Source organism: Bradyrhizobium sp. MOS001, assembly GCF_004634465.1.
In the GTDB taxonomy this organism is placed as follows: Bacteria; Pseudomonadota; Alphaproteobacteria; order Rhizobiales; family Xanthobacteraceae; genus Bradyrhizobium; species Bradyrhizobium barranii.
Map to the genome: position 1 here is coordinate 101987 of NZ_SPVJ01000007.1, position 25834 is coordinate 127820.

Sequence of the window (25834 nt, forward strand, 5' to 3'; positions counted from 1 at the left end):
TAGCGAGAGAAGGATGCCACGCCGAAGCCCAAAGGGCGCAGGCGGGCTGCCCGCGGCGAGCTTCGGCCAGGCAAGCCCAAACAATCCGCGATTGCGAAGCCTGCGTGTAGCCCGGATGGAGCGAAGCGCAGTCCGGGGTGTATCCTCTCCGACGCTGTCCCGGATTACGGTGCGCTCCATCCGGGCTACGATTCTGGATCGCGGCTATTTCAGTTCCGTGTTCGCGACCGGCAGGACCGAGGCGACGGACCAGCCGTTCGCATCCCGCACGTAGGTCTGGCTGATCAGAAACGTATTCTGTTGGGCCGGCTTGCCGGGAAGGCCGCGCGTGAAGACGATGGGAACGAGGACCTGCATCACCTCGTTCGAGATCACGGCGACGTGGAATTTCGACATATCGGGTTCGAGGTGCCAGGTGCCCTCGTAGTAGCCCTTGAAGCGGTCCGCGACCGCATCACGGCCTCTGGTTTCGATGCCTCTCGCAAACAACAGCGTGCCGGGCGAATTCCACAGCATGGCCTTCACATCGTCCGCGTTGTGCGCATTCTGCGCGGCAATGAATTTTTCGAAGATGGTTCGCGCCTCGGCATCATCTGCCGCGGCCAGCGCCGGCCCGGCTGACCAGGCGGTCGCCGCGAGAAACAGCGCTGCAGCAATTGCCGCAACATGACCGCGCCGTGCAAATCGTCGTAGCCTGATGGAGCCGCGAGACATCTTGGAAGGGGGCATGATCATCTCTCTTTTGGATGACAATGATCATACCATTGATCGTGCCGCCGGCTTTTCAGGATCGCGCGAGCGGCGGTCACCGTCGCATCACGGATGCGTTGGTTCAGGCCACGTCCGATACCGCGGACGTGGCGCATCGTCGTCACACCGCCATCCGCCTCACGTCAGCGGCAACAGATGATCCGGGATCGGCACGGGTGCGGCCGGCACCAGCGATGCGACCGAGACGTGCGGCCAGGTCAGCCCGGCGAAATCCAGCATGACCTTCTGTGAATACTGGATCTGCGTCGTCGCCACCCTGACGTGGCCGCCCTTGAATCCCTTGTTGGGCACGAACGGGATCGCGGCGACGAAGCTCGGAACCAGCGGCACGTTGCTCCTCTGGCGCGGTTGCAGGATCACCGGCGGCGTTCCGGGCGGCAGGGCCGGCACGTCGATGTCGTAAACCACCGTCTCGATCCAGAACACTGCGTCCATCTGGAAGGCGTTGGCGTTCGAGCCATTGCCGCCCGGTGTCGGAACGGGCAAGCCCTGAAGGAACGCGATGTTCGCGGCGCCGCCGGCAAAGCTCGGCGCCTGCGGATGCGGGCCGGGCGAGGGGATGGCCGGCAAGGGGCCGCCGGACAGCGGTGTGCCGGGCTTCGTCGAGGTCTCGATGACGATGGTCTGCGTGATGGTCTGATGCGCGATCTGATCGCGCAGCACCGTGTTCGGGTCGGTGATCATCGCCTGGGTGAGCTTGCCGGAAGCCATCAGTGCGGTCAGATCCTGAGGTAGCCTGCGAGTCGTCTTGTTGGTCGCGGTCTGGTTCTGGAATGTGATCTTGTTGCCCGGATTGCCGCCGATGAACGGTGTGATGTCGATGGCCGCGATGGTTGGCTTACCGGCGACCGGAGGCAGCGCGGTGCCTTGCGCAGTGATCGTCGTGCCGTGCGGGATCGACGCCATGCGCGCGACGGTGAACGGCTCGTGCGGATTGGTGGTGGCGGGCACCGCCAGCCAGATGCCGGGTTCGAAGTGAATGCCCACGGGCGTTCCCGTGGTGATGTCGTTGATGGTCTGGAGATACGGCACGCCGTTGAGGAATGCATCTGCCTGCTGCAGCGAGCCGCGATTGGGGATCGAGCCAAGATTGTTCGAGAACGACATCGTCTCGTCGGTGAGATTCAGCTCCAGCACGTTGTCGTCGGGGTCGGTGGTGCTGATCGGCCCCGGCATCGGCGTCGGCGTGATCTTGCTGTCGGGCCGGAAGATCGTATTGAATCCCTGTCCTGTGAAGGTGCCCGTGAAGGCCGACAGCGGACCGAGGATGGGCGGCAAGGTGACCGGCGGACGCGCAGCTCGCGCGGCGGCCCCCGCGGCGGGCTGCGCGGCGTCCCTGAACACCTCGTCGACCTCGTGGATGGAGAAATTCGCGGTCTTGGTGAATGCACTGGTGAGTGGTTTGGGCTCGTCCATGGTGATCCCTCGCGGTGCTGCAACTGTCGATGCCGGCATTTCCCCGGGCCGGCTGTCCGGGCAGGTGAGTCCTGCGCTATTGCGCCTCGTGATCCCGATCGCGTCTCGTGATCCGCCCGATGCCGGGCATGACAACATCGTTCACGCGCGCTCATGCGCGCGTGCCGACTACGAACATTGATCGGCCCTACGTTGTTGGCCGGGCCGGATACTGAACGGATCTGCGTGAATCGATCGTGATTTTCAACTTGTGGTTCGGGCAAATATGCGGTCGGGAAATAGCCGAGCCCTGCGAACTGAGTGAAGCATTGCTTCCTTCTCCGTGCTCGAAAATGAGATCATCAAAATGGAGGTCGGGCGCCTGGCCGGCTTCGGTTATGCTGGGCTATCATACAACCTTAAGATGGTCGCAAATGTGTGCCAGGTCACAGGGCCAAAGAGTCGCAGCAACGAGAGACGAGCGAGGCTGCCCATGAGCGTTTCCGTCATCGAGCAAGCAAAGATCCAGGCGCAGGTGCTGGTGCCGCTGGTCAAGGCATTGCAGGCCGAGCTCGGCGAGGCGCGCGCCAACGCGCTGGTGCGCAAGGCGCTCGGCGATCTCTATCGCGGCTTCGGTGAGGAGTTCTGGAAAACGAAGAACGAGACCGATCTCGGCAACGCTGTATCGTCGGCGTTCAAGACCTATGCCCGCGACGACGCGCTCGCCTATGACGTCGTCGAGCAGACGGCGGACACCTTCGCGTTCGACGTGACGCGATGCGCCTATGCCGAGTTCTACAAGGCGCTGGGCGAACCGGAGCTCGGCTTCCTCCTGGTCTGCACCGCCGATTTCGCGACCGCGGAAGGGTTTGGTCCCGACGTCAGGCTCACGCGCACGCAGACGATCATGCAGGGCGCCAGCCATTGCGATTTTCGCTACCGGCGCGATGCGGGGGGATCACGGTGAAGGGAATGCAAATGATGCGGGCAAGCTGCCTTGCCATGGCTGCGCTGGCGCTGATGGCATCACGCGCCGATGCGGCGATCATCGATTGGCAGGCCGAGCTCCAGCGCTGCCGCGTGCTGCGGCAGAACGTGGCGCCGCTGCTTCAGGCCGGCGAGGGAATATCCGCCGTCGGCCGCTCCAACAGATCCGTCCGTCGCTGCATCTGGATCCAGCGCATGGCGGTGCGCAAGAAAATCCCCGGCGCGGAGGCGTGGTAGCAGGCGCCCGTCAGGTGGACTGGCTCTTCTGCCGGAGCAGCAGGTCCTTCAGTCCTGTCGGATAGAGGCTCGGTCCGCCCTGCGGAGCGGCGTCTTGCGTCGATCGACAGTCCTGCGGGCGTCGCCTCAGCCGGCGGACACGCCCGGCTTGAACAGGGCTCCGACCGGCAGCTTTTCCTGGAGGTCATACGAACTCGGCCGGTTCTCCTTGACCCATCTTGTTTCGGCGTGGGATTCGAATGGCGGCGGAATTTGCCCCTGAATCGACCAAAGGTCGGCCGGTAGCTCGTCGATGGTGACCTCCCAGTCGTATCCCCGGTCCTTGACGTAGGGCGCGATCAACTTGTCGACTGCTTTCACCCACCATTCCCTGATGACGGGGCCGGGCATCGTCCTCGCCATGTGGTCGATCTTGAAGCGGACGAATTTCTCGTGCGAAGCTCCGCCGACATAGACCGAACCTGCGGCGACTTCCTCGAAGATCATCACGGCGTAGAATTTCGGGATGGGAATCCTCGCATACATTGCGGTGACCTTCTCTGCGAATTCCTTCTTGTCATGAGCCGAGTAGGCCCCGACGGGGTGATAGACTTTCCACAACGGCACTCGAGTTCTCCTTGACGTTGGCTGGTTCTTAGGGAAGCCCGCGCAGCATTTGGTATGATGGGGATAATATCACTGACTGCGCCGTCGGCTCTTCAGGATCTGGCGACCCGCGGTAACCGCTGAATCACGTCTGCGTTGGCTCAGCCTTGTTGGGGCCGCCACAGCTGGGCGAGCCGGAGCTCGGCTTTTCTCCTTTGTCTGCACTTCCGACTTCGCGACTGCGGAAGGGTCCGGCCCCGACGTCAAGCTGACGCGGGCGCAGACCATCATGCAAGGCGCGCGAGCCATTGCGACTTCCGCTACCGGCGCGACGCGGGGGGATCACAGTGAAAGGAATGCGAACGATGCGGGCGACCTGTCTTGCAATGGCTGTGCTGGCGCTGATGGCGTCATGCGCGGATGCGGCGGTGATCGACTTGCAGGCCGAGCTCCAGCGCTGCCGGGCGCTGCGCGCGAACATCGCGCCGCTGCTTCAGGCCGGCGAGGGGATATCCGCCGTCGGCCGCTCCAACAGATCCGTCCGTCGCTGCATCTGGATCCAGCGCATGGTGGTGCGCAAGAAAATCCCCGGCGCGGAGGTTTGGTAGCCAGGCGCCCGTCAGGCGGACTGGCGCTTCCGTCGGAGCAGTACATCCTTCAACCCGTTCGGATAAAGGCTCGGCCCGCCCTCGACGTCGAGCTCCGCAAGATCGAACCAGCGTGCGACGATCTCTTCGCCGTTATCCTCGCGGAAGTCGATGCGGTCCTGGCCGCTGAACGCGCCGTCTGGAAGCGCGACCTCGGCGATGAACATCACCTCATGCCCGGTCGATCCCTCGTGCAAAAAAATGTTCTCCATCACCAGCGGCTCGCCCGTGATGGTGATGTCCACGCCGAGCTCTTCGTTGAATTCGCGCACCAGCGCAGTCCGCCAGCTCTCGCCGAACTCGATCTCGCCGCCGAGCGGGCGAACGCCCTTGATCCGCGCCGCATCGTCGCGCACCTCGGCCGCCAGCAGCCGCCCGCCCCGCCAGTGCAGGCCGAGCGCGACGACGCGGATGTGAGGGTGGGGCCGCCACGTGGACATGGGGGCATCGTTATCGTGCCCGCCGGCGCTGCGCAATGCGCGGTGGCGAGGCCTTGTCGGGCTTGATCCGCACTGCCTTCGGCATGCAAATGCTTCGCAGCCTTGATCCGTGAACCTCCGCCTGCCATTGTCCGGTCATCCATGACGGCGACGAGCCTGGTGAGATACAATTTGCGGGGTTCGGCGAAACGTGTCGCTTCGCCGGACGTGACGAGAAGGCAGTTTTCGAGATGAACAGCGTGAACAAGCCCGGCGGCAACTATTTGCCGGTGATCATCCATGGTGGAATTGCGTATGTCAGTGGTCAGCTGCCGCGTCGCGGTGAGGACCTGCTGTATGCGGGCAAGGTCGGCGCAAATGTCGATATCGCGGCCGCGCAGGAGGCCGCTGCTCTTTGCGCCGATCTCTGCATTTCGGCCATCAACCACGCAACAGGCGGAGAGGACAGGATCGTCCAGGTCCTGCAGCTCGTTGGATACATTGCTTCAGCGCCCGGATTTACCCAGCAGTCGCAAGTCATGAATGGGGCCTCCGACCGGCTGATCGAGCGCTTGGGCGATCGCGGTCGTCACACGCGCACGTCTGTCGGCGTCGCCGAGTTGCCGCGGGGCGCTCCCGTCGAGCTGAGTATGATTGCCGCTGTTCGGTCGTAAGAGGCGGTCTTATCAGACGAGATACTTCTTCACCGCTGCCTCGTCCCACGCGATCCCGTTGCCGGGCTCCTCGCCCGGCAGGGCAAAGCCGTCCTTGATCGTCAGCCGTGTCGCCAGCACCGCGTCGGCCCAGTCGACATATTCCAGCCAGTGCGCGGTCGGCGTCACGCAGAGCAGGTGCGCGCTGACCTCCGAGAACAGGTGCGTCGACATCTCGATGCCGGCGGCATGTGCGAGCGAGGCGGCGCGGAGCCACCCGGTGACGCCGCCGATGCGCTGCACGTCGGGCATCACGTAGTCGCAGGCCTCAGCGGACAGCGCCGCCTGCATCGAGAAGGCGCTGTCAAAATTCTCGCCGATCTGGACCGGCGTGCGGAGCGCATCCGCAATGCGCGCGTTACCAGCGTAATCGTCGTGGCGGATCGGCTCCTCGATCCAGGTCAGCCCCTCGTCGTCGAGCATCTCGCCGCGGCGGATGGCCTCGGTCACCGTCAGGGCCTGGTTGTAGTCGCACATCAGCGTGACCTGATCGCCGACGGCCTTGCGCACCGCGCGCACCACGGCGAGATCCTCCCGCGCATCGGGCCGGCCGACGCGGATCTTTGCCGCGTGAAAACCTTCGGCCAGCAGCTTGTGGGCTTCGTCCACCGCGGCGCCCGCCGGCATGATGCCGAGTCCCTTCGAATTGTAGGCCCTGACCGGCTTCGGCGCGCCGCCGAGCAGGCGCGCCAGCGGCAAGCCTTTGCTGCGCGCCAGCGCATCCCATGCCGCCATGTCGATGCCGGATTGCGCCAGCCGCTGCAGGCCGGCGAGGCCGAGCAGGGTGAAGCGCTGGGTCAGCTTGCGCTCGATCTCGAACGGCAGCAGCTCGTCGCCGGCGACGAGCTCCGACATTTCCGTGACCATCGCCGTCAGCGGCTTCAAGGCCGACGGCGTGATCGAGAACAGATAGGCATGCCCCACCGCGCCCTGGTCGGTCTCGCAGTCAATCAGCACCAGCGGCGCCTTTGCGACCGCGCCGGTCGAGGTCTTGAGCGGCAAATTCATCGGCACGATCACGGGGCGCGCATTGAAGCGCCTGATGCGGATGGTCTCGGTCATATGGAGGATCTCCCGGCGGAGTGAATGCAGGTTCATGCCGATCTTAAACATTCGCCATGAAACGAAAAGCCATTTGCTGCGACCCACCATGAAATGGGGTTGCGCGGCCTCGCATTTGCGGGCTCTGTGCCGCCGCAAGCTCTTGCCGCGAATTCCCGGGATTTGCGTCAAGATCGCACACGACGGAGCCACAGGGTGAAACAAGAGATCTCCGAAGAACAGCGCAAGAGCGGCATCCTCACGGGGGCCGTGATCGCCTTGCTCCTGCTCGCTTTGCCGGTCGCGGTGTGGCTGGACCTGACCGACCTCAGCAAGACCGCGCTGCGCCGGCAGGCCGCCGACCTCAACTCGGTGATCACGAGCGTGCGCAGCTACTATGCGTCCAACGTGGTCGGCCGCATCCTGGCTAACCCAAACGGCACCACCAGGGTCGTGCACAATTACGAATCCGTCCCCGGTGCGATCCCGATCCCGGCGACGCTGTCGCTGGAGCTCGGACGGGTGATCGGCGCGCAGCAGGAGAACATCGCCTACCGCTTCGTCTCGGATTTCCCGTTCCAGAACCGCGCCGCGCACCAGCTCGACAAGTTCGAGAAGGACGCGCTCGACGCGCTTCGCAAGGACCCCGAGCAGAAGATCGTCGAGACCGAGACCTCGCTGTTCTCCGACAAGGTCCGCCTGGTCGCGCCCGTCACGATGGGCCCGGCCTGCGTCAGCTGCCACAACAGCCACCCCGAGAGCCCGAAGAAGGACTGGAAGGTCGGTGACATCAGAGGCATCCAGGAGGTGATCATCGCGCAGCCGATCGCCGCCAACATCTTCTCGTTCAAGTTCCTGCTGGCCTATTTCCTGATCGCCGCCGGCTGCGGCCTGTCGTTCCTCTCGCTCCAGCGCCGCCAGGCCGGCCGTATCAAGGGCATGAACAAGGAGCTCGAATCCGCCAACGACTTTCTGGCTTCGTTGTCGATGAAGATCTCGCGCTACATCCCGCCGCAAGTCTACAAGAGCATCTTCAGCGGCCAGAAGGACGTCACCATCCACACCGAGCGCAAGAAGCTCACGATCTTCTTCTCCGATATCCAGAATTTCACGGCGACCGCCGAGCGGCTGCAGCCGGAATTGTTGACCCAGCTCCTCAACGAATACTTCACCGAGATGTCGGCGATCGCCCATGAATATGGCGGCACCATCGACAAATTCATCGGCGATGCCATGCTGATCTTCTTCGGCGACCCCGAGACCAGGGGCGACCGTGCGGACGCTGAGGCCTGCCTCCAGATGGCCTGGCGCATGCAGCAGCGTCTTGCCGAACTCAATGCGAAGTGGCGCGCCTCCGGCATCGAGCAGCCGTTCCGCTCGCGCATGGGTATCAATTCCGGCTATTGCAATGTCGGCAATTTCGGCAGCAGCGACCGCATGGACTACACCATCATCGGTGCCGAAGCGAACCTCGCCGCGCGTCTGCAATCGATCGCCGAGCCCGGCGGAATCGTGCTGAGCTACGAGACCTTCGCGCTGGTCAGCGACATCGTCCGCGCGCACGCGCTGCCCGCGATCACGATGAAGGGCATCAGCCGCGAAATCATTCCCTATTCGGTCGACGCGCTCAACGACGCTGCGGCGGAGAAGAGCGGTGTCATCACCGAGCGCGCGCCCGGCCTCGAGCTGTATCTCGACCCCGCCATGGTGAAGTCAGGCGATGCAGCACGCGTCCGCTCGCTGCTGGAAAACGCGCTGGCTTCGCTGAAGCCAGCGTGAAGGTGCTCTTACCCTCCCCTGGAGGGGGAGGGTCGATCGCGCGCAGCGCGAGCGGGGTGGGGTGATCTCTCAACACGGGCAGTGTTCGATGCGGAGAGACCGTCACCCCACCCCGCCTCATGTCTCGCTTCGCTCAACATGAGCCGACCCACGGGCGAGCTACGCTCGTCCCGGACCCCTCCAGGGGAGGGTAAGGGCCGACCTCTCACAACGCGACAGGTGCTCTCCCTCCCCCCTCTTGTCCGCCGCAGCCTTGGCGAAGGCGGATGCGGGGGAGGGCGGGGGAGAGGGGTGGCCCAGCAAAAGGTGCGTGCCTGAACGCCGCGCTGCACCAACCAGCGTCGACGCGAGACTCACCGCGCCGCGCCCTCCGTGAACGCGGTCTCGATCACATCGCCAAAAGGCTGCCAGGAACGGCCGTCGAACTGGACAAGCCGCATCTGCTTGATCGGCAGATAGCTGTTGGGCGAGGTGCTCATCCTGATGTTGGGCAACGCAACGGAGGGCTGCTGATCCCTCAGCGAAGCCGCCTGACGCATGATGTTCTCGCGCGACAGGTCGTCGCCGCATTGCTTCAGCACCTGTGTCAGCGCCTCGGCTGCGCCGTAGCCGTAGACCGCGGCGCTGTTGTTGGTGCTTTCGACGTGATGGTACTTGTCCATGAAGGCGAACCAGTCCTTCATGGCGGGGTCGTTCTTCCATGCGGGGTCGCTCGGATCCTTCAGGAAGGCCGCCGAGATCACGCCGGACGAATTCTCCAGGCCCGCGGGCGCCATCGCGTTGGCGATCGAGGCGGAGGCGTCGTTGACGATGATGACCGGGCGCCATTTGAGTGACGCCGCCAGCTTGATCACCTTGGACGCCGTCGACGGCACGCCGAGAAAGACGAAGATGTCCGCGCCCGCGCGCTTGAGGATCGAGACATGCCCTTCGAGATGCTCATCGGCAATGTCGAAGGCGATGTCGACGAGGACAAGGCGGTTCAGGTCGCCAAGACCTTCCTGGATGCCCCTGTAGAGCATGCGTCCGAACTGGTCGTTCTGCCAGAGCACCACGATCTTCTTCTTGGGGTAATAGGCCTGGATGTAGTTGGCATAGATGCGCCCCTCCGACCGGAACGACGGCTGCCAGCCCATGGTCCAGGGAAACGCCTTGGCCTGGCTCAGCTCCTCGTCGCCGGATGCGACGAACAGCTGCGGGATTCTCTTCTCGTTCAGGTACCAGCGCGTGGCGATATTGCCGGGCGTGCCGAACGAGCCGAACATCAGGTGTACGTCGTCCTTCTCGACCAGATTGCGCGTCAGCTCCAGCGCGGTGGCCGGATCGGAATTGTCGTCGCGCGTGATGAAGCGGATCTTGCGGCCGTTGATGCCGCCGCGCGCGTTGACCATGTCGAAATAGGCGGCCTCCGCCTGGCCGATGGCGCCGAATTCCGAGAGCGGTCCCGAATACGGCATCACGTTGCCGATGCGGATTTCATCGCCGCTCGCGGGTTGTTCGGCGTGTTGCTGGGACATCGCGCCAAGCGACGCGATAGCGATCATCGAAACGAACAGCATCCTGCCGATGACGCGCATGCTCGATACCTTGATATTGGCCCCTCCAAGAGGTCGGCTCAATCCGCACCAAGTCCGCTTGATCTACGTCAAGCGTTTGTCAAAGCTGTGGCTTGATCGCCCGCTTCAAGGCGACGCATCGCGAACGAAACGACAGCCGTGTTGACGGGCCATCAATCGACAGAGCGTGCCGTGTGGCACCCCTCTCCCTAACCCTCCCCCGCAAGGGGGGGAGGGAACGCATCTTTCGTTTGGCGAGTGACTCCATTCATTAGCGCGTCGGCGATGAGGGCACAGCGTGGCCACGTGCTCCGCTGCGCTCCCTCCCCCTTGCGGGGGAGGGCGGGGGAGAGGGGTGGCCCAGCAAAAGGTGAAAGTCGTCGCGCCGCCCGCAACGCGCCGCTACGGCAGCTCCCGCGCCTCGAGCTGATGCACCAGCAGCAGCGTCGGTTCGGCGAGGCTGTCGCCGGAGCCGTCGAGGCCGAAGGCGGCGGCGATGCCGTCGCGGCTGCGCAGCAGCGTGCTGCGCGGGCAGTGGCCGGCGCCGCACAGCGTCTTCTTCAAGGTCTCGCCCTGCGCCACGAGGCTCGCGGGATCGTTCGCGGCCCAGGCCAGCACGATCGGCGCATCGACGTTGAGGATGCCGGGGAAGACCGACCGCTTGTCATATTGGGTGGGGTCAGTGCCGAGATAGGCCTTCTCGCTGTCGCTCGCGTCCTTGCCCGCGCGGTAGATCCCGGACACCAGCACGACGGCGGCGACATCGGCGCGGTCGGTCTGGAACTCGGGATGCGCCAGCAAGGTGGCGACATGGAAGGCGCCGGCGCCGTAGCCGACCGCGACGATCTCGCGGGCATCGCCATTGAACAGGTCGATATTGCCGTGGACCCAGGATAGCGCCGCCGCGACGTCGGTTGCACCCATCGGCCAGGTCGCCGCAGGCGCAAAGCGATAGTTGACGCGCACGCCGATCATGCCGTTGCGCGCGGCAAAGCACATCGCCTGGTCCTGGACCTCGCGGGACAGGTCCGGCGCGCCGCGATCGCCGGTAAAGGTGTCGCCCCCCACGAACAGCAGCACGGGCCGGGGCGTATCCGCCTTGGTCTCGCTGCTGGTGGCGACGTCGAGCACATTGGCCTCGCTGTCGCCGTAGCGCAGCCCGCGCGAGAAGGAGATCTGCTCGCACAGCCGCGCGGTGCCACCGGCGGTCGTGTCGTTGTCGGTGAGGCCCACCCGGACGAGATTGGACGGCCCCGTGAGCCGCGCCGGCAATGGGCCGTGTGCCGAGGCTGCCGTCATGCCCAGGATGAGAAAGAAAGCGAGATAATTCTTCATGTTGGTATGTTGGTGCCGGCCCTGCGTGCCCGATATGGGTTCGCGCGTTTGGCCCGTCTTTTCAATTCGCCTTATTAGTTAGTTGGTCTTGAGGCGATTTCACGGCACCCGGTTTCTTGCCCATGTTCTTGCCCATGCGCGGTTCAATTCCCCGGCTGGAAGGTGCAGTCGGCTCCGCTCCCGTCCTTGCGGCGGATGGCATTGGGGTCGATCGTGCAGCTCAGCTTGCTCAGGCTCTCGAAGTTCGATCCCGCCGCACCATCGGGCGGAATGCCGGCGAGCGCTTCTGTCGCGAAAATTTCATTGGCCGTCGAGCCGTTCACGGTCCTGCTCTTCTTGCCGAAGGTCAGCTCGCAATTGCGTAACGTGATGTCGACATTGCCGGTGCGGCAGACGATTCTGTCCACAGTCACCACGATCGGCTTCTTGTAGGGAATCTCGGCATTGGCGGCGAACAGCATCGCCACCGCCTTCCTCTCGGCGCCGGTCAGGTCCGGCGACAGCGGCGCGATCACGCCCGCGAGCGCCAGCGCCGTCGAGCCCGAGACTTTCGCAGGCGTTGCCCCCGAGGCTCCGGTGGCGTTGAGCGCGCCGGCAAAAGCGAGCGCGGCGACGATGCGGGCCCAAATCCTGGATCGGGCCCTTGTCGTGAATGTCATTCGCGTCGCTTCCTCTCCGGTCACGGCTTCGCCGCCGCAAGGCGCCCCGAACCTATGACAGAATTGCTAGTCCGGGCAGAGCCATGCGCTTCAGGCTGCTTGTCGATGGCCTTGATGATCGCAGCCGCCGCCGTCTGGCCGGACTGGAGAGCCCCTTCCATGTAACCGAAATACGCAAAGCAGGTGTGCTCACCGGCAAAGAACAGGCGGTCCTCGAAGCCCTTGGCCAGCAACGGCCCGGCGAGGCAGACCTCGCCGGGGGCGGGACAGGAGTAGCCGGCGGCGGTCCATTCGTCGCGCGGCCAAGCCATGAACTCCGGCTGATCGGCCAGATGCGCGACATAGCCCTTGTAGACGCTGCCGATCTGCTGCGCGTAGAACAAGTCGACCTGCGTCTGGTCACCGGGCCGGTAGTGCTTGAGAGCTTCCGCCGCGACGTCGGCGCCGGCAAACAGGCTGAGCTCGACCGGTTGCTCCGGCGGGGCGATCTGGTTGTCCGTCCCTTCCCAGGTGACACCGAACTGGTTCGAGATGGCGGTCGGGGCGAGGCCCTCGCCGATCCAGAAGCGCTTCTTGAGCGGGCTGAGATATTTCACCGCCGTCCCCATCGTGACGTAGTAGTCGTGCGGCAGGTGGGGCGTGATCGTGATCTTGGCGTTGGGTGAGTCCGGCCACAGGCTCGGGGGTATCGCGAGCACGGCATAGTCGGCGGCGAAGGGCGCGCGTGCCGTTCCGTTGCCGGAGGGGCTGAATTCCAGGGTCACGCCTTCACTGTCGATGCGGATGGCGCGCACCGGCGTCGACAGGTGGGTGCTGGCGCCGTTGTCCTTGATGTCCTGCGCGAGACGAATGGCGAGCTCCTGATTGCCTTCCGAGCAGCGCAAAGTCTCGGTCTGGGTGAAGAAGGCGTCGATCTGGTCCTTCATCCGTCCGCCCGCGACGACGGCCAGATTAGCAAGAAGGCTCTGCTTGGTGGTCGGCTGGCCGGCGTCGTTGGAGAACTGCTCCTCCATGGCGTGCTTGGTGAGCTTCGAGCAGTCGAGGCTGGCGATCCACTCCGCAATCGTCCTGGCGTCGAGTTTCCTTGCGCCCTTGGCGCGCCAGGGCTTGTCAGGCTTGACCCTGCCGGCCCACCGACTGAGCTTGCCGAAAGCATCGTCCATCTCGTGATAGACCAGCTTCATCTGGCCGTCGGAGAGCTTGTGGCCGTCGAGAAACACCGGCATGTCGAGCTCGAGCGCGTCGAAATTGGTGTCCGAGGTGATGACGGACAGGCCGAGCTCGAACCGCTTGGCATATTTCAGCCAGAGCGGATGGTTGTAGCCGATCAGCTCGCCGCCGGCCTCGACGATCCCGCTCGGCTTCTTCTTGCTGAGAACCCGGCCGCCGAAGCGGTCGCGGGCCTCGAACAGCGTCACCTCGCAATGCGCGACGAGCTCGGAGGCCGCCATCAGGCCGGCGAAGCCGCCGCCGATGATCGCGACTTTCGGGCGTCGCACCGCCAGCGCGCGGAGCGCGGTGGGTGAGCGGATCGTGGGTGGGGTGGGTTGAAGGGCGAGCTTGTCCTTGACCCGCCGCTGGCGCTCCGCCCCCGAAATCCTGGGCCCGTAACGCCGGTGCAGCCGCGCAAACAGCGAACGCATCGCGAGCTTCCCTTGAAAATGTCTTCGGCCGGGACGGCGCCGTGCCGCGCCCTGAAATGCTGCAACATCGGCTAAAAATGGACCGGCCGATAGAATCGAGACTAACTTACAATCTTGCGGAGAGTCGAGTGGCGGCTTCTCTTCCGCCCGAAATCTTGCCCCTGCCCGGCAATTGAAGGGAAAATCCGCGAACCGCGCGGCGATTGCGCGGTGCGGCTGTTTTGGTCCGACGTGTCAAACATTTGGGGCGCGCGACCGCGGCCGCATGCCGGCCGCGCGTTCTACTGTGCATGGGGTTGTTTTCGCAGTTTTAGTTTTGGACCGGCCGTTACACCCGCTTCATCGTCCGGAAGGTGATGGAATAGCGGCGTGCCTCGACCGGCGGGATGCTGTGCTCCCATTGCGACCGCGCCTCGCCGTCCATCATGTAGAGCGAGCGCGGCAGGGCTTCGAGCGCGTGGCGCTTCCATTTGTCGCCGCTGCGGCGGCGGAAGCGGAATTTGCACGGCGAGCCCAGCGACAGGCCGAGGATCTCCTTGAAATGCGGCTTGTCGCGGTGCCAGCCGATGCCGACGCCGGTGTCATATTCGGTGCAGAGCACCTGCCGGACGCTGCCGCCAGCGAGGCCCGCCCAGGCCTCGACCTGCCGCACCACGGGCAGGACCCAGTCCGGGATCGGCTCGGCCTCGGCCAGCCGTTGCAGCGAATAATCATAACGATAGCCGAACGACGCCACCCGGCGGTTGCCCTCGAAGGCGCCGAACTGGAAGCGCTGCAGCGGCAATGCTGCGATGCGGCCGATCAAGTCCTGCTCGACGGCGGCCTCGACGAAGTCATCGGTATAGCGAAGCCCGCCAGGACCGGCTTGCGGTTCGGCGAACAGACCAAGTTGCATCATTCCTCGCATTTCCGTGATGGAACCTATTGGCGGCTGAAGCGACTTACATAGGACACGGAAAAAAACGTGCGAGGCTGTCATGGCAGAGAAGCATACCGCCGATCCGGCAGAGATCATGCGGGCGACCGGTCATCCCGAGCTGGAATATGCCGCCGGCTGGACCATCGCCGGTCTGGTCACCATCGGCACCATCGTCGCCGCCTGGGTGTTCGCGATCTAGGCTATCGGAAACTGGAGCTCGAAGGCCGCGCCCTCGTCGGTCGGCTTCAGCTTGATCGAGCCGCCATGGCTCGCCATCACCGCGCGCGCGATCGCCAGCCCCATCCCGGTGCCGCCCTGGTCGCGGCGGGTGGTGAAGAACGCATCAAAGATCCTGTCGCGGTTCGGCGCCGAAATCGGCTCGCCGTCATTGCAGACCGTCACAAGCAGGGTCGTCCGCTCGTCCACCGCCTCCAGCCTGATGGTCCTCGCCCGGTGCCGCATCGCGTTGTCGGCGAGATGCGACAGCACGATCAGCGCCTTCTCGCCGGACATACCGATCGTCCGATCGAGGCGGCCGCTGGCCTCGATTGAGCTTGCCGGAAACCGGCTCCTGAGGTCGGCGATCACGGGCGCAAGCTCGGTGCGTTCGTTCTGCGGCAGGCTTTCGGCGCGGGCGAGCTCGCGCAGCCGCTGCGCCATCGCCTCCAGCCGCTGCGTGTCCGACAGGATGTTGGCGATGAACGTCTTCTGCTCGGCCGGCGTCAGGCCTTCCGGCTTTCCTTGAAACGAATCCTGCAACAGCTCGGCCGCGCCCTTGATCGAGGTCAGCGGCGATTTCAGCTCGTGGGTGAGGTGGGCCGAGAACGTCGCGATATAGTCCGAGCGCCGCGCCAGCTGCTCGGCCATGCCGAGAAAACTGTGCGACAGCTGGGCGAATTCGCGGGTGCCGTAATGCCGGAGCGGCCGAAACGCCTCGCGATCGCCGCGGCCGATGCGCGCGGCGCGGTCGATCAGCTCGCGCATCGGCAGCGTGATGGTGCGCGAGAATACGAGGCCGATCGCGATCGTGCCGAGGATGACGGCGAGCCCCGCCAGCACGAACTTGGCCCGCTCCTGGTAGAGATGGTCAAAGATGTTGCTCGGCGTCCGCGTGGTGTAGATCACCCCGGCGACGCGGTTGTTGACGATGACGGGCATTGCCGAGAACACGTGCACGCCGAGGCCGCGGCTGAACGAATAGATTGGCGGCGGCGGCCGATCCGGGACGCGGTTGCGCAGCGTGGCGCGGTACTGCCCGTGCAGCGCGTCCGCGACCTCCTCGATATGGGCGAGCGATTGCCCGACCTCGTAGCGCCCGGCGATCACCACGCCCTGCGGATCGAGGATGCGAAAGCCCGCCAGCGTCACCTTCTGGGTCTCGCGGATGATCGGCGTCAGTCTTGCGCCGATCTCGACATAGGCTGGCTGCGCCGGCTGGGGCGCTGCTTGCGCATCCGGCCGCCGCCGCAAGAGATCGTTAGCGGTGAGGTCGAGCGCGGGACGGATCGGGGTGACCTGGTCGCCGGGGTCGGGCAGCACGTTGGGCGGCACCTCGGCGCCGAGTGTCAGGCCGCTGTCGAGCCGCGCTGTGACCTCCTGCGCATAGATCGTCGCGAGCACGCGGCTCTGCGCAATCAGCTCGGCCTGGGTCTGGCGGATGAGCTGGTTGTCGTAGAGGCGGAAGAAGAACAGGCCGACCAGCGGCAGCACGCCGACGGTCGCCAGCACCGTGAAGATCACGAGGGTGAGCGACGGCCGCCATTTGTCGGGCGCTGCGCTCATGCCTCTTTCTCGCAGCGGCCGAGCTTGAAGCCGACGCCGTGGATGGTCTCGATCACGTTGTCGCAGGCCAGCGCCGCGAGCTTGGCGCGGATGTTGCGGATGTGGCTGTCGATGGTGCGGTCGGAGACCTGGATGTTGAGCTGATAGGCCGCCCGCATCAGCTGCTCGCGGTTGAACACCGAGGTCGGCCGGGTCAGGAACGCGCGTAAAATGCCGAACTCGATCGCGGTCAGCTTTAGCGGCGTGCCGGCGAAGGTCGCGACATGCTGTTCGGGATCGATCAGCAGGCCGCCTTGCGACAGCGCGCCCGGCCCGGCCTTGGCCTCGCCATTGCGCGGGCTGAGGCGGCGCAGGATGACGTTGACCCGCGCCACCAACTCGCGCGGGCTGAACGGCTTCGTCACGTAATCGTCGCCGCCAATCTCGAGGCCGAGGATGCGGTCGATCTCCTCGTCGCGTGCCGACAGGAACAGGATCGGCACGTCGGAGGTCTTGCGGATCTCGCGGCAGACGTCGAGACCGTCGAACTCAGGCATGCCGATGTCGAGCACGATCAGATCGGGCCTGCCGGCGGCAAAGCGGGCGAGTGCCTCCTTGCCGTCGCGCGCCTCGATCACGTCCATGCCGGCCTTCTTCAAGGCGACGCGGATGACCTCGCGGATGTGGCCCTCGTCGTCGACGATGAGAATGCGATGCGCCAAGAACCTCTCCGCTTCCTCAGCCTGCCTGCTGATCCTTCGCCCGCGCGTCCAGCCTGCGCTGGAGCCGCCAGCTCCGAAAGCCCCAGCTCCGCCAGGCCAGATCCTGGCGCTGCTGTTCTACAAGGCGGTCGCGGCGCGACACAAGGCAGCTCTCGGGGGCGCCGGGCCGGAGCAAGATGGCCTTGTCGATGGCAGGCAGCGCCTGCGGCCCGAGCGTCAGGAGATAGTTGATGTCGATCTGCACGCCTTTGCCCGATGCTTCCCGGCTGTGGGTGACATTGTAGTCGGCAATGAACGCATCGAAGTTCACAAGCGAGCAGCCATAGAGCACGATCGCCAGCGCGATCAGATTGGCACCGACCAGCCATTGGTTGGACCGGTTGAGCGCGATGCGCGCCAAGATCAGGACCAGCCCGAGCGCCACCAGCCCCATCCAGATGAAGGCCGCGATCCGCCAATAGGTCAGCATGTAGATGTCGACATAGAGATCGAGGCGGAGGATGGAGGAGGCGACGAGCAGCACGTTCTGCCCGACCCAGAGATAGACCAGCGGCCGGATCACCTTCGATTTCTCGGCCGCCCCGCCCGGGCGCATCGCGACCAGCACGAAGGCAGCGGCGAGCAACGCCGTCGCTATCAGCGGATAGGCGCCGCGATGGGCGTAGGCCGCATAGGTCAAATTGTCGGGCAGCGCCACATGGCCCCAGAGATAGATGCCGTCGAGGATGGACTGCGCCGCGAACAGCAGGTTGAACAGGATCAACGAGCGCAGAATGGTGGAGGGGTTCAGAAATTCGGCCGAGACCAAGGGCGGGAGCGGGGGCGGCACGGGGCCGTCGGCAACGGCGGTGGTGACAATCGTCCTGCGCCGCCAGCGCACATGGATGAACGGCCAAACCAGCGCCAGCATCATGGCCCAGAACAGCAGGCGCGGGATGCTGATATATTCGAGGATGAGCTTTGGATTGAGCAGGGACACCCACTGCTCGATCACCGGATTGGCCGCAGCGAACAGCGCGACGAAGACGGTGCTGAGCGTTGCCGGGAGCAGCCAGAGTGCAAGGCCGCGGGTGAACGCCGACATGTTGAAGACCTGGAGCGCCTCGAGGAAGAACCTGAAGGGACCGAACAGGACAAAGTTGCGCAGCGCGCGGGCACGCTCCGTGAGCTCGGTCGTTTCCGGATTGGTCGCGATCAAATGCGCAATGGCCAGCGCCATGGTGAGGATCAGGAAGGACAGCATGTTGAGCTCCTCGATGGCCGGAACGAGGCCGGCGACGAGAATGGCCGTGCCGATCATGGCGCGCCGCAGATCCAGGGCCGCATGATTGAAGAGCACCGACACGCAGGCCATCGCGATCGCAAAGAGCGTCAGCGACAGCCCGATCCGCTGGCCGTAGAACAGCCAGTCGGCGAGCGTGGCCAGCACCAGCGCGAGGCCGACCTTGGCCGGGATCGAGGAATGCCTGATCGGCTGGATTTCCGCTGCTATCGTCGAAGCCAGGCTCGTCATGTCCAAATGACCTTTCGTGATGGGTGGCATCACGAAGTCTGAACGGCGCTTGTGCAGAAGGCGGGACCATCGTCTGCACGGTTTCAGGAGTCTTTTGCAGTTTTCGTGCAGGCGCGCGTTTGCCTCTCGCACAGCGTGATTCGCTTTGATAGGTGCGAAGCATTCGCCACTCATAGCGTGTGACGCATCATGCAATTCCTCGGTCGTATCGGTCTCGTCCTGCTCTGGCTGGCCGCGCCTCTCGTCGCATTCGCGGCCGCCAACAAGAACGATCCCTATCTGGTCCCGCTGCGCGGCGCGGGAAACCTCGCGCTTGTCGTCGCAAGCCTCGCGATCGTCATCCTGCTGCTACGCAAAGGGCGTTGGCGTACCATCGCGGGCAAGCTGCTCGTCGTGCTCTGGTGCCTGCCGCCGGTCCTGATGTCGGCGGCGCATCTGAAGTTCGAGCTGCGCAAGCACGACGTGCTCGCCGCGAGCGCCACCGAGGCGCGTCAGCTCGGACCTCACTTCATGGTGGGCTATTCCTCCTTTCCCGAGGTTGCGCGCCTTGCCGAGCAGGGCTTGATCGGCGGCGTCTACGTGACCCGGCGCAACATCCACGGCCGGACCGTCGAGACGTTGCGCGCCGAGATCGCGGCGCTCCAGGACAAGCGGCGCGCCGCCGGCCTGCCGCCGCTGGTCGTTGCGGCAGACCAAGAGGGCGGCATCGTCGGACATCTCGCGCCGCCGCTGACGAAGGTGCCGGCGCTGGCGACGCTCAGCGGGCTCGCCCCCGACGAACAGCAGGCCAGGGCCCAAGAGTTCGGCCGTATCCACGGCCGCGAGCTCGCCGGGCTCGGCGTCAACCTCAACCTCGCGCCGGTGCTCGACCTCAAGCCGCCGGTTCGGCGCAATCGTCTCGATTTTCACACGCTGATCGGTCAGCGCGCGATCGCGACCGACCCTGCCGTCGTCAGCACGATCGCGAGCGCCTATGTGCGCGGGCTGGAAGAGTCAGGCGTCGGTGCTACGCTGAAGCATTTTCCCGGCATCGGCCGCGTCCGCACGGACACGCATCATTTCAGCGCCAAGCTCGATACGCCGGTAAAAGAGCTCGAAGCCACCGACTGGCTGCCGTTCCGCGAGGTGTTGTCGCATTCGCGCAGCGCGCTCATGGTTGGGCACGTGACGCTCACGACCGTCGATCCCGATCGCGCCGCCTCGCATTCGAAACGCGTTATTGATGGCATCATCCGCGACAAGTGGGGTTACCAGGGCATGGTGATGACCGACGACCTCGTGATGGGTGCGATCTACCAGCACGACGTCTGCAAAGCCGTGGTCGAGGCGATCAACGCCGGCGTCGATTTGCTGCTGGTTGCCTATGACGGCGCGCAATTCTACCGGGTCTTCGCCTGTGCGCTGGATGGGGCGCGGCAGGGCAAGCTCGACGCCGCGATGCTGCGCACCAGCGCGGCACGGTTGGCGCTGGGCTTTCCGACCGAGCAGGCGCGGGCCGCCTCGGACGTCGTCCGCGTTGTCGAGCGGCATCAGCCCTTCGCGAACTGGCGGTAGTCGGGTTCGCGGTGAAACCAGAACTCGTAGCCGGTGATGGCCTTCTGCATGGCGACGTCGTGGATCGGCTGGTTGAGCGGAACGACGGGAACGTCGCGCATGCAGAGCGCGATGAAATCCTTCACGCACCGGTCGTATTCCGCCGCATCCGCCGTGAAGCGCGCCTTGTCGATCAGCGCGTCCATCGCCTTGTTCTGGTATGACGAGATGTTGAAGATCGAATTGTTGCCGTGGAAATTCCAGTAGAAATAGTACTCGGGATAATCGAGCCAACCGCTGAAGCGGTTGAGCGCGAGCGGCAGCTCCTTCTTGTTCAGCGTCGTGCGCCAGTTCGCGCCGGGGATTTTTTCGATGGACGCCTTGATGCCGATCTTGGCGAGGTTCTCCTGGATCAGAATGGCGGTCGGCTCGCCGACGGTCGCAGTGCCCGTGTCGAGCGACAAGGTCGTCTCCAGGCCAGACTCAAAGCCTGCTTCCTTCATCAACGCCTTGGCCTTGTCGAGATCGGTGACATAGGGAAACGGCTGCGGCCAGACCGGCTTTGAGACTTCGGCGGCTCCGCCATACATAGGAACGGCGCGGCCGAAGAACGCGCTGCTCTGGATCTGCTCATAAGGCATCGCCCAGGCGATGGCCTGCCGTAGCTTCACATTGTCGAACGGCGGCTTCGCCGTGTTGAGTGCGATGTACCAGAGCGCATTCGGGATCGGCACCCCCGATACCTTGACCTTGCCCTCCCGAATGATCTGCTCGAAATCGCGCGGCGCAAAGCCGCTGGAAATATCCGCATCGCCCCGCTCCAGCATCGCGCGGCGCGTGCCGGCCGAGGGGACGTCGCGCGCGATCACGCGCCTGATCTTCGGCAGCGGTCCGCTCTTCCAGTCGTCGAAGCGCGCCAGCACGGTCTCGCTTCCTGGCTTCCAGCTTTCGATCCTGTAGGCGCCGCCACCGGCCTCGTTGGTCCTCAGCCAAGCCAGCGCCCAGGGATCTTCCGCCGTCGCGTTCTTCTTGGCGAGTTCGGAATTGATGATAAAGGGCACGACGACGGCGACGTTGAACAGCAGCATCTTGTCCTTGCGGATATAATCGATACGGAAGGTGTGATCGTCGACCACCACGAACTGCTCGGGCTTCTCCAGCGAACCCGCCGACATCTGGAAGGTCGGAAAGCCGCCGACCTTCACGGCGCGGTCGAACGACCATTTGACGTCCTTGGCGGTAACAGGCGTGCCGTCGTGGAATTTCGCGTCCTTGCGAAGCTTGAAGGTGCAGGACATGTCGTCGGCTGCGACCTCCCAGCTCTCGGCGAGTTCAGGCGCGAGCTTCTCGCGATCATAGGACGCGGTCCCGTCGGGCAACGTCTTGGAGGCGTAGGTCAGCAGGCGGTCGTAGCAGTTCCAGGACAGGCCGTTCACGGTCTGGTTGGAGCCGACGCCCTGCATGTCGAGCGAGTTCGGCCCGAGCTCCTGCACCACCAGCAGTGTCTCGCTACGCCCTTGGGCAGTGGCGAAGCGAGGTGCGATGGCGGTCAATCCAGCTGCGCCAAGGCCTCCCAGCAACACATTGCGGCGGCTGATGTCGAAAGACGATGCATTCATCGATGCCTCCTTGAGCCAATTGCGACCAAAGGAGGCAAGCGCCATGCCAGTAAATGCGACGCATGGTGTCGCAGCCCGCTGTGCCCGCGGAACGGTCCGGCGCGTCGCTCATGGCGTCTGCTTCATGTCGGTCGCGAGATAGTCCACCAGAGCGCGCACCTTGGTCGAGGGGCGGCGGCCACCCGGGAAGACGGCGTAGACGTCGATGGGCGAAAGCTTGTAGCTCTTCAACAGGGGGACCAGCGTGCCGGCGGCGATCTCGGGTCCGGCCATGATTGGCGATGTGATCGCGATGCCGAGCCCCGCCTGCACACAGGCGAATACGCCGGGGCCGGAATCGGTGGTGATGCGGCCGCGGACATCGACCGATGTCTCCGTTCCGTTCCGCGTGAACGACCAACTGGTGCGGCCGGACTGGCCTGGTCCGAAAATGCAATCGTGGGACGCGAGGTCCGCCGGCGTTTTCGGTGTGCCACAGATGGCAAGATAAGACGGCGATGCCACCACGAGGCGCGGCAATATCCCGAGACTTCGCGCGCCAAAGCCGGAGTCGTTGAGCAGGCCGAGCCGAATGGCGACATCGGTCCCCTCGGCGACGAGGTCCTGGCGTTCGTCGACCACGGATAGCTCGACGCGCAGCAGCGGATGCGCAGCCAGGAATTTCGGCAGGCGCGGGATGATGTTCCGGGCGCCGTACATGACGGGCATCGTGATGCGGATCGTGCCACGCAGCGAGTCGATGCCGCGCGCGGCGTCCTCGGCGTCCTCGATATCGGCCAGCACTTCGCGTGCGCGGGTGAGGAACAGCGCGCCGGCGTCGGTGACGGTGATGCGGCGCGTGGTTCGCAGCAGCAGCTTGACGCCCAGCCGGGCCTCCAGCTCGCCGATGATGCGGGACACCGAGGGCTGCGACAGGCCGAGCTCGCGTGCGGCCTTCGAAAAGCTGCCGCTCTCCGCCGCGCGGACGAACACGGCCAATTCTTGCAGTCGATCACTCATTTGAAATCCAGATAAATGTTGTCCGTATCGACCGTATACCCTTCATTTTCAAATGATCCAGATAGGACGGGCCAACAGCAAAAGATGGAGCTACCCATGGCCCTGCAAGACAAACTCGATGCCTTCAAAGCCGACTTCGAAGCCGGCCGCTTCCCGCTCAAGCCCAGCAAGGAGGCGCTCGACACCATGCACCGCGCCACCGCCGAACTGATCGCGAGCGGCCAGGCGCAGCGCGCCAAGAAGGCCGGCGACGCCGCGCCGGAATTCATCCTCAGGGATCCCGACGGCAAGCAGGTCGCGTCGCGCGACCTGCTCGCGAAGGGACCGCTGGTCGTGTCGTTCTATCGCGGCGTCTGGTGCCCGTATTGCAACCTCGAGCTCCAGGCGCTGCAGGAGACGCTGCCGGAGATCGCCGCGCGTGGTGCGAGCCTCGTTGCGATCTCGCCGCAGACAGCGCCGAACAGCCGCAAGTCGGAGCGCGAGAACAAGCTGTCGTTCCCGATCCTGAGCGACGTCGCGAGCGGCCTCGCCGACGCCTTCGGCATCCGCTTCGCGCTGCCGGCCGATCTCGTCTCGCTCTACAAGTCCTTCAAGAACGACCTGCCGACGTTCAACGACAATCCGGCCTGGGTGCTGCCGATGCCCGCGCGCTACGTCATCGGCCGCGACGGCATCATCGCCTATGCGGAGGTGAACCCGGACTATACGCAACGCCCCGATCCGTCCGAACTGTTGCCGGTGCTCGACCGGTTGCGGGCCGGCAAGGCGGCCTGATCGTTACGGCGTCACCGCTCCGCGTGTGACCGCACGCGGGGCGGTCAGTTGCTTCCACGTCGAGTTGGCGACATGCACCGGCGAGAACGCCGGACGCTCGACATAGTGCCCGTCGCCGGCCTCGGCGCGCAGATCGCCAGCCTTCCAGACGATGCGGCCACGCGACAGCGTCGCGGCCGGTCCGCCGGTGCAGGCAAAGCCTTCGAACACGTTGTAGTCGATCCGGCTCATCTGCCGCTTCGCGCTGATGGTCTTGCTCGCCCTGGGGTCCCACACCACGACATCGGCGTCCGAACCGACGGCGACGGCGCCCTTGCGCGGGTAGATATTGAGGATGCGCGCGATGTTCGCCGAGGTCACCGCGACGAATTCTTCCTTCGTGAGCCGCCCCGTCGCGACGCCCGCGGTCCACAACAATGCGAGCCGATCTTCGAGGCCGCCGGTGCCGTTCGGGATCTTCCTGAAATCGCCGAGCCCGAACCGCTTCTGCTCGGTGGTGAAGGCGCAATGGTCGGTGGCGACCACCTGGAGCGAGCCTGATTGCAGGCCGGCCCAAAGACTGTCCTGATGCGATCTGTCGCGGAACGGCGGCGACATCACGCGCTGCGCGGAATGATCCCAGTCCCTGTTCTGGTACTCGCCGGCATCCAGCAGCAGATGCTGGATCAACGGCTCGCCGTAGACGCGTTTCCCAGCAGCCCGTGCGCGGGCAATCGCCTCATGCGCTTCGCGGCAGCTCGTGTGCACGATATAGACCGGCGTGCCCGTCATGTCGGCGATCATGATGGCGCGGTTGGTGGCCTCGCCCTCGACCTCCGGCGGCCGCGAGTAGGCGTGGCCCTCGGGGCCGGTGACGCCGCGCGCGATCAGCGCTTCCTGCATCAAGGCGACGACGTCGCCGTTTTCCGCATGCACCACCGGTATGGCGCCGAGATGGGCGCAGCGCGCGAACGAGTTGTAGAGCTCGTCATCGTTCACCATTAGCGCGCCCTTGTAGGCCATGAAATGCTTGAAGGTGTTGATGCCGTAGGTTTTGACCACGGTCTCCATCTCGTCATAGATCTGCTTCGACCACGACGTCACCGCCATGTGGAAGCCGTAGTCGATCGCCGCCTTCTCGGATTTGTGCCGCCACTCCTGATAGGCCGCGAGCATCGACTGGCCGGGATCGGGCAGGCAGAAATCCACCACCATGGTGGTGCCGCCGGTCAGCGCCGCCTTCGTCCCGGATTCGAAATCGTCGGCGGTCACCGTGCCCATGAACGGCATTTCGAGATGGGTGTGCGGATCGATCCCGCCCGGGATGACATAGGCGCCGCCGGCATCGACGATCTCCGCGCCCGTCGGTGCATCGAGCGATGTTCCCATCGCGACGATGGTCTCGCCGTCGATCAGCACGTCCGCACGGCGCGAATGATCATGATTGACGACGGTGCCGCCGCGGATGAGGAGGGGCATGGGAGACTCCGGAGAGAGGACGAGATGCGGCGAAAGCTAAGCGTGCTGCCAGCGATGCGACAGGCGAAATTTTAGTCAGGCGTCGCCGCCGGTTTCGCTGCGCTCTCTCGGCTTCTACGCCGCCCGCGCGATCAAGCCGTCGATCATCGCCCGCACCAGGCCCGCGATTTCCTTCCGCAGCGCCGGCAGCGGCACGGCGACCAGCCTCTGCTCGAGCCCCAGCGCCACCATGCCATGCACGGCCGAGAACAGGCTGCGTGCGGTGATGCCGAGCTCTTCGGTCCCTCTGTCCGGAAACAACGCTGCCAGCGGCGCGTAGATGTGGCGGAACAGCTGCAACTGGTCGTCGACGGACCAGTCGGGGACTTCCTTGCCGGGCGCCATGCGATGCTCGAACATTGCGCGCCAGAGCTCGAGATTTTCTGCGGCGAAATCGCAATAGGCGATCGCGATGCGGACCAGCGTCTCCTGCGGCGACGGATTGCCCGCGCTCACCGCCGCGCTGAGCACCTTGTCGAGCCGGAGTAACGTGCGCGAGCCGACGCGCAGGACCAACTCGTCCACGTCGGCGACGAGATTGTAGACCGCGCCATTGGCGCAGCCGATCTCGCGGGCGAGATCGCGGGTTTTGAGACCCGCCAACCCGCGCTCAGCGATCATCCGCTCGGCCGCCTGGATCAGGTCGGCCCGCAATTTCTCTCGACGTTCCAAGGCTTTAGTCATTTATTAATCAAATTCTTGAGCGACGCTCAAATATTTATTGAACGAT

General features: G+C 64.7%; 25 protein-coding genes. 8 read left to right on the forward strand and 17 right to left on the reverse strand.

What is annotated here, in order from left to right:
• Positions 1–204: 204 nt before the first annotated feature.
• Positions 205–729: a DUF4440 domain-containing protein gene (locus CT676_RS13095; protein WP_085398768.1), complete on the reverse strand. Its 525-nt coding sequence runs from the start codon at positions 727–729 to the stop codon at positions 205–207.
• A 159-nt stretch (positions 730–888) separates the two neighbouring features.
• On the reverse strand, positions 889–2187 hold the full coding sequence (locus CT676_RS13100; protein WP_085398762.1) for a heme-binding protein: 1299 nt from the start codon (positions 2185–2187) through the stop codon (positions 889–891).
• A gap of 472 nt (positions 2188–2659) precedes the next feature.
• Here CT676_RS13100 and CT676_RS13105 point away from each other — a divergent pair, with 472 nt between their 5' ends.
• Together CT676_RS13105 and CT676_RS13110 are read left to right on the forward strand one after the other, a co-directional pair.
• Positions 2660–3133, forward strand: coding sequence for an L-2-amino-thiazoline-4-carboxylic acid hydrolase (locus CT676_RS13105; protein WP_085398769.1), 474 nt, complete (start codon positions 2660–2662; stop codon positions 3131–3133).
• A gap of 11 nt (positions 3134–3144) precedes the next feature.
• Complete coding sequence (locus CT676_RS13110) at positions 3145–3390, forward strand: hypothetical protein (protein WP_085398770.1); 246 nt, start codon at positions 3145–3147, stop codon at positions 3388–3390.
• Between the two features lie 126 nt (positions 3391–3516).
• Here CT676_RS13110 and CT676_RS13115 read toward each other — a convergent pair whose 3' ends face one another.
• Positions 3517–3996, reverse strand: coding sequence for a tautomerase family protein (locus tag CT676_RS13115; protein ID WP_085398764.1), 480 nt, complete (start codon positions 3994–3996; stop codon positions 3517–3519).
• Between the two features lie 344 nt (positions 3997–4340).
• Here CT676_RS13115 and CT676_RS13125 point away from each other — a divergent pair, with 344 nt between their 5' ends.
• Entirely contained in the window at positions 4341–4583 is a 243-nt protein-coding gene (locus tag CT676_RS13125; protein WP_085398765.1) for a hypothetical protein, read from the forward strand.
• 11 nt (positions 4584–4594) lie between these two features.
• Here the strand turns inward: CT676_RS13125 and CT676_RS13130 are convergent, their stop codons facing one another.
• Positions 4595–5062, reverse strand: a complete 468-nt coding sequence (locus CT676_RS13130; RefSeq protein WP_085398766.1) for an NUDIX hydrolase — start codon at positions 5060–5062, stop codon at positions 4595–4597.
• A gap of 230 nt (positions 5063–5292) precedes the next feature.
• On the opposite strand from CT676_RS13130, the gene CT676_RS13135 reads away from it, so the two are divergent.
• Positions 5293–5715, forward strand: a complete 423-nt coding sequence (locus tag CT676_RS13135; RefSeq protein ID WP_063985690.1) for a RidA family protein — start codon at positions 5293–5295, stop codon at positions 5713–5715.
• 12 nt (positions 5716–5727) lie between these two features.
• On the opposite strand, the gene CT676_RS13140 is transcribed toward CT676_RS13135, so the two are convergent.
• A complete protein-coding gene (locus CT676_RS13140) occupies positions 5728–6816 on the reverse strand; it encodes an enolase C-terminal domain-like protein (RefSeq protein WP_085398771.1) in 1089 nt (362 codons plus the stop codon).
• Between the two features lie 195 nt (positions 6817–7011).
• On the opposite strand from CT676_RS13140, the gene CT676_RS13145 reads away from it, so the two are divergent.
• The gene (locus tag CT676_RS13145; RefSeq protein ID WP_085398767.1) at positions 7012–8574 is read left to right on the forward strand and encodes an adenylate/guanylate cyclase domain-containing protein; all 1563 of its coding nucleotides are present in this window, start codon (positions 7012–7014) and stop codon (positions 8572–8574) included.
• 353 nt (positions 8575–8927) lie between these two features.
• Here CT676_RS13145 and CT676_RS13150 read toward each other — a convergent pair whose 3' ends face one another.
• The 5 genes from CT676_RS13150 to CT676_RS13170 all read right to left on the reverse strand — a co-directional run bounded on the left by CT676_RS13150 (position 8928) and on the right by CT676_RS13170 (position 14665).
• Positions 8928–10151, reverse strand: coding sequence for an ABC transporter substrate-binding protein (locus tag CT676_RS13150; RefSeq protein WP_135214796.1), 1224 nt, complete (start codon positions 10149–10151; stop codon positions 8928–8930).
• A gap of 381 nt (positions 10152–10532) precedes the next feature.
• Positions 10533–11465, reverse strand: coding sequence for a carboxylesterase family protein (locus CT676_RS13155; RefSeq protein ID WP_085403430.1), 933 nt, complete (start codon positions 11463–11465; stop codon positions 10533–10535).
• Between the two features lie 143 nt (positions 11466–11608).
• Positions 11609–12124: a hypothetical protein gene (locus CT676_RS13160; protein WP_094184312.1), complete on the reverse strand. Its 516-nt coding sequence runs from the start codon at positions 12122–12124 to the stop codon at positions 11609–11611.
• 20 nt (positions 12125–12144) lie between these two features.
• On the reverse strand, positions 12145–13767 hold the full coding sequence (locus CT676_RS13165) for an NAD(P)/FAD-dependent oxidoreductase (protein ID WP_135214797.1): 1623 nt from the start codon (positions 13765–13767) through the stop codon (positions 12145–12147).
• A gap of 328 nt (positions 13768–14095) precedes the next feature.
• Entirely contained in the window at positions 14096–14665 is a 570-nt protein-coding gene (locus CT676_RS13170) for an alpha-ketoglutarate-dependent dioxygenase AlkB (RefSeq protein WP_085403428.1), read from the reverse strand.
• A gap of 79 nt (positions 14666–14744) precedes the next feature.
• Between CT676_RS13170 and CT676_RS43985 the strand changes: the two genes are divergently transcribed.
• On the forward strand, positions 14745–14885 hold the full coding sequence (locus CT676_RS43985; protein WP_007597071.1) for a hypothetical protein: 141 nt from the start codon (positions 14745–14747) through the stop codon (positions 14883–14885).
• Here the strand turns inward: CT676_RS43985 and CT676_RS13175 are convergent.
• The 3 genes from CT676_RS13175 to CT676_RS13185 are packed head-to-tail and all read right to left on the reverse strand — an operon-like array spanning position 14882 to position 18682.
• Positions 14882–16468, reverse strand: a complete 1587-nt coding sequence (locus CT676_RS13175; protein ID WP_085403427.1) for an ATP-binding protein — start codon at positions 16466–16468, stop codon at positions 14882–14884. The genes CT676_RS43985 and CT676_RS13175 overlap by 4 nt on opposite strands.
• Positions 16465–17169 carry a response regulator transcription factor gene (locus CT676_RS13180; protein ID WP_085403426.1) on the reverse strand — a complete coding sequence of 235 codons (705 nt, stop codon included), beginning with the start codon at positions 17167–17169 and terminating at the stop codon, positions 16465–16467. The genes CT676_RS13175 and CT676_RS13180 overlap by 4 nt, the downstream gene beginning before the upstream one ends.
• A gap of 16 nt (positions 17170–17185) precedes the next feature.
• A complete protein-coding gene (locus CT676_RS13185) occupies positions 17186–18682 on the reverse strand; it encodes a DUF4173 domain-containing protein (protein WP_085403425.1) in 1497 nt (498 codons plus the stop codon).
• 189 nt (positions 18683–18871) lie between these two features.
• On the opposite strand from CT676_RS13185, the gene CT676_RS13190 reads away from it, so the two are divergent.
• Positions 18872–20236, forward strand: a complete 1365-nt coding sequence (locus CT676_RS13190) for a glycoside hydrolase family 3 N-terminal domain-containing protein (RefSeq protein ID WP_085403424.1) — start codon at positions 18872–18874, stop codon at positions 20234–20236.
• On the opposite strand, the gene CT676_RS13195 is transcribed toward CT676_RS13190, so the two are convergent.
• Both CT676_RS13195 and CT676_RS13200 read right to left on the reverse strand, forming a co-directional pair.
• Positions 20212–21834, reverse strand: a complete 1623-nt coding sequence (locus CT676_RS13195) for an ABC transporter substrate-binding protein (RefSeq protein WP_085403443.1) — start codon at positions 21832–21834, stop codon at positions 20212–20214. The genes CT676_RS13190 and CT676_RS13195 overlap by 25 nt on opposite strands.
• Before the next feature lie 108 nt (positions 21835–21942).
• Positions 21943–22833 (reverse strand): LysR family transcriptional regulator, encoded by an 891-nt coding sequence (locus tag CT676_RS13200; protein ID WP_071909447.1) that lies wholly within the window; start codon positions 22831–22833, stop codon positions 21943–21945.
• Positions 22834–22929: 96 nt separating this feature from the next.
• Between CT676_RS13200 and CT676_RS13205 the strand changes: the two genes are divergently transcribed.
• Positions 22930–23607, forward strand: coding sequence for a peroxiredoxin-like family protein (locus CT676_RS13205; RefSeq protein ID WP_085403442.1), 678 nt, complete (start codon positions 22930–22932; stop codon positions 23605–23607).
• Between the two features lie 3 nt (positions 23608–23610).
• Here CT676_RS13205 and hydA read toward each other — a convergent pair whose 3' ends face one another.
• A complete protein-coding gene (gene hydA / locus CT676_RS13210) occupies positions 23611–25065 on the reverse strand; it encodes a dihydropyrimidinase (protein ID WP_135214798.1) in 1455 nt (484 codons plus the stop codon).
• A gap of 114 nt (positions 25066–25179) precedes the next feature.
• On the reverse strand, positions 25180–25788 hold the full coding sequence (locus CT676_RS13215; protein ID WP_085403422.1) for a TetR/AcrR family transcriptional regulator: 609 nt from the start codon (positions 25786–25788) through the stop codon (positions 25180–25182).
• Positions 25789–25834: the final 46 nt, after the last annotated feature.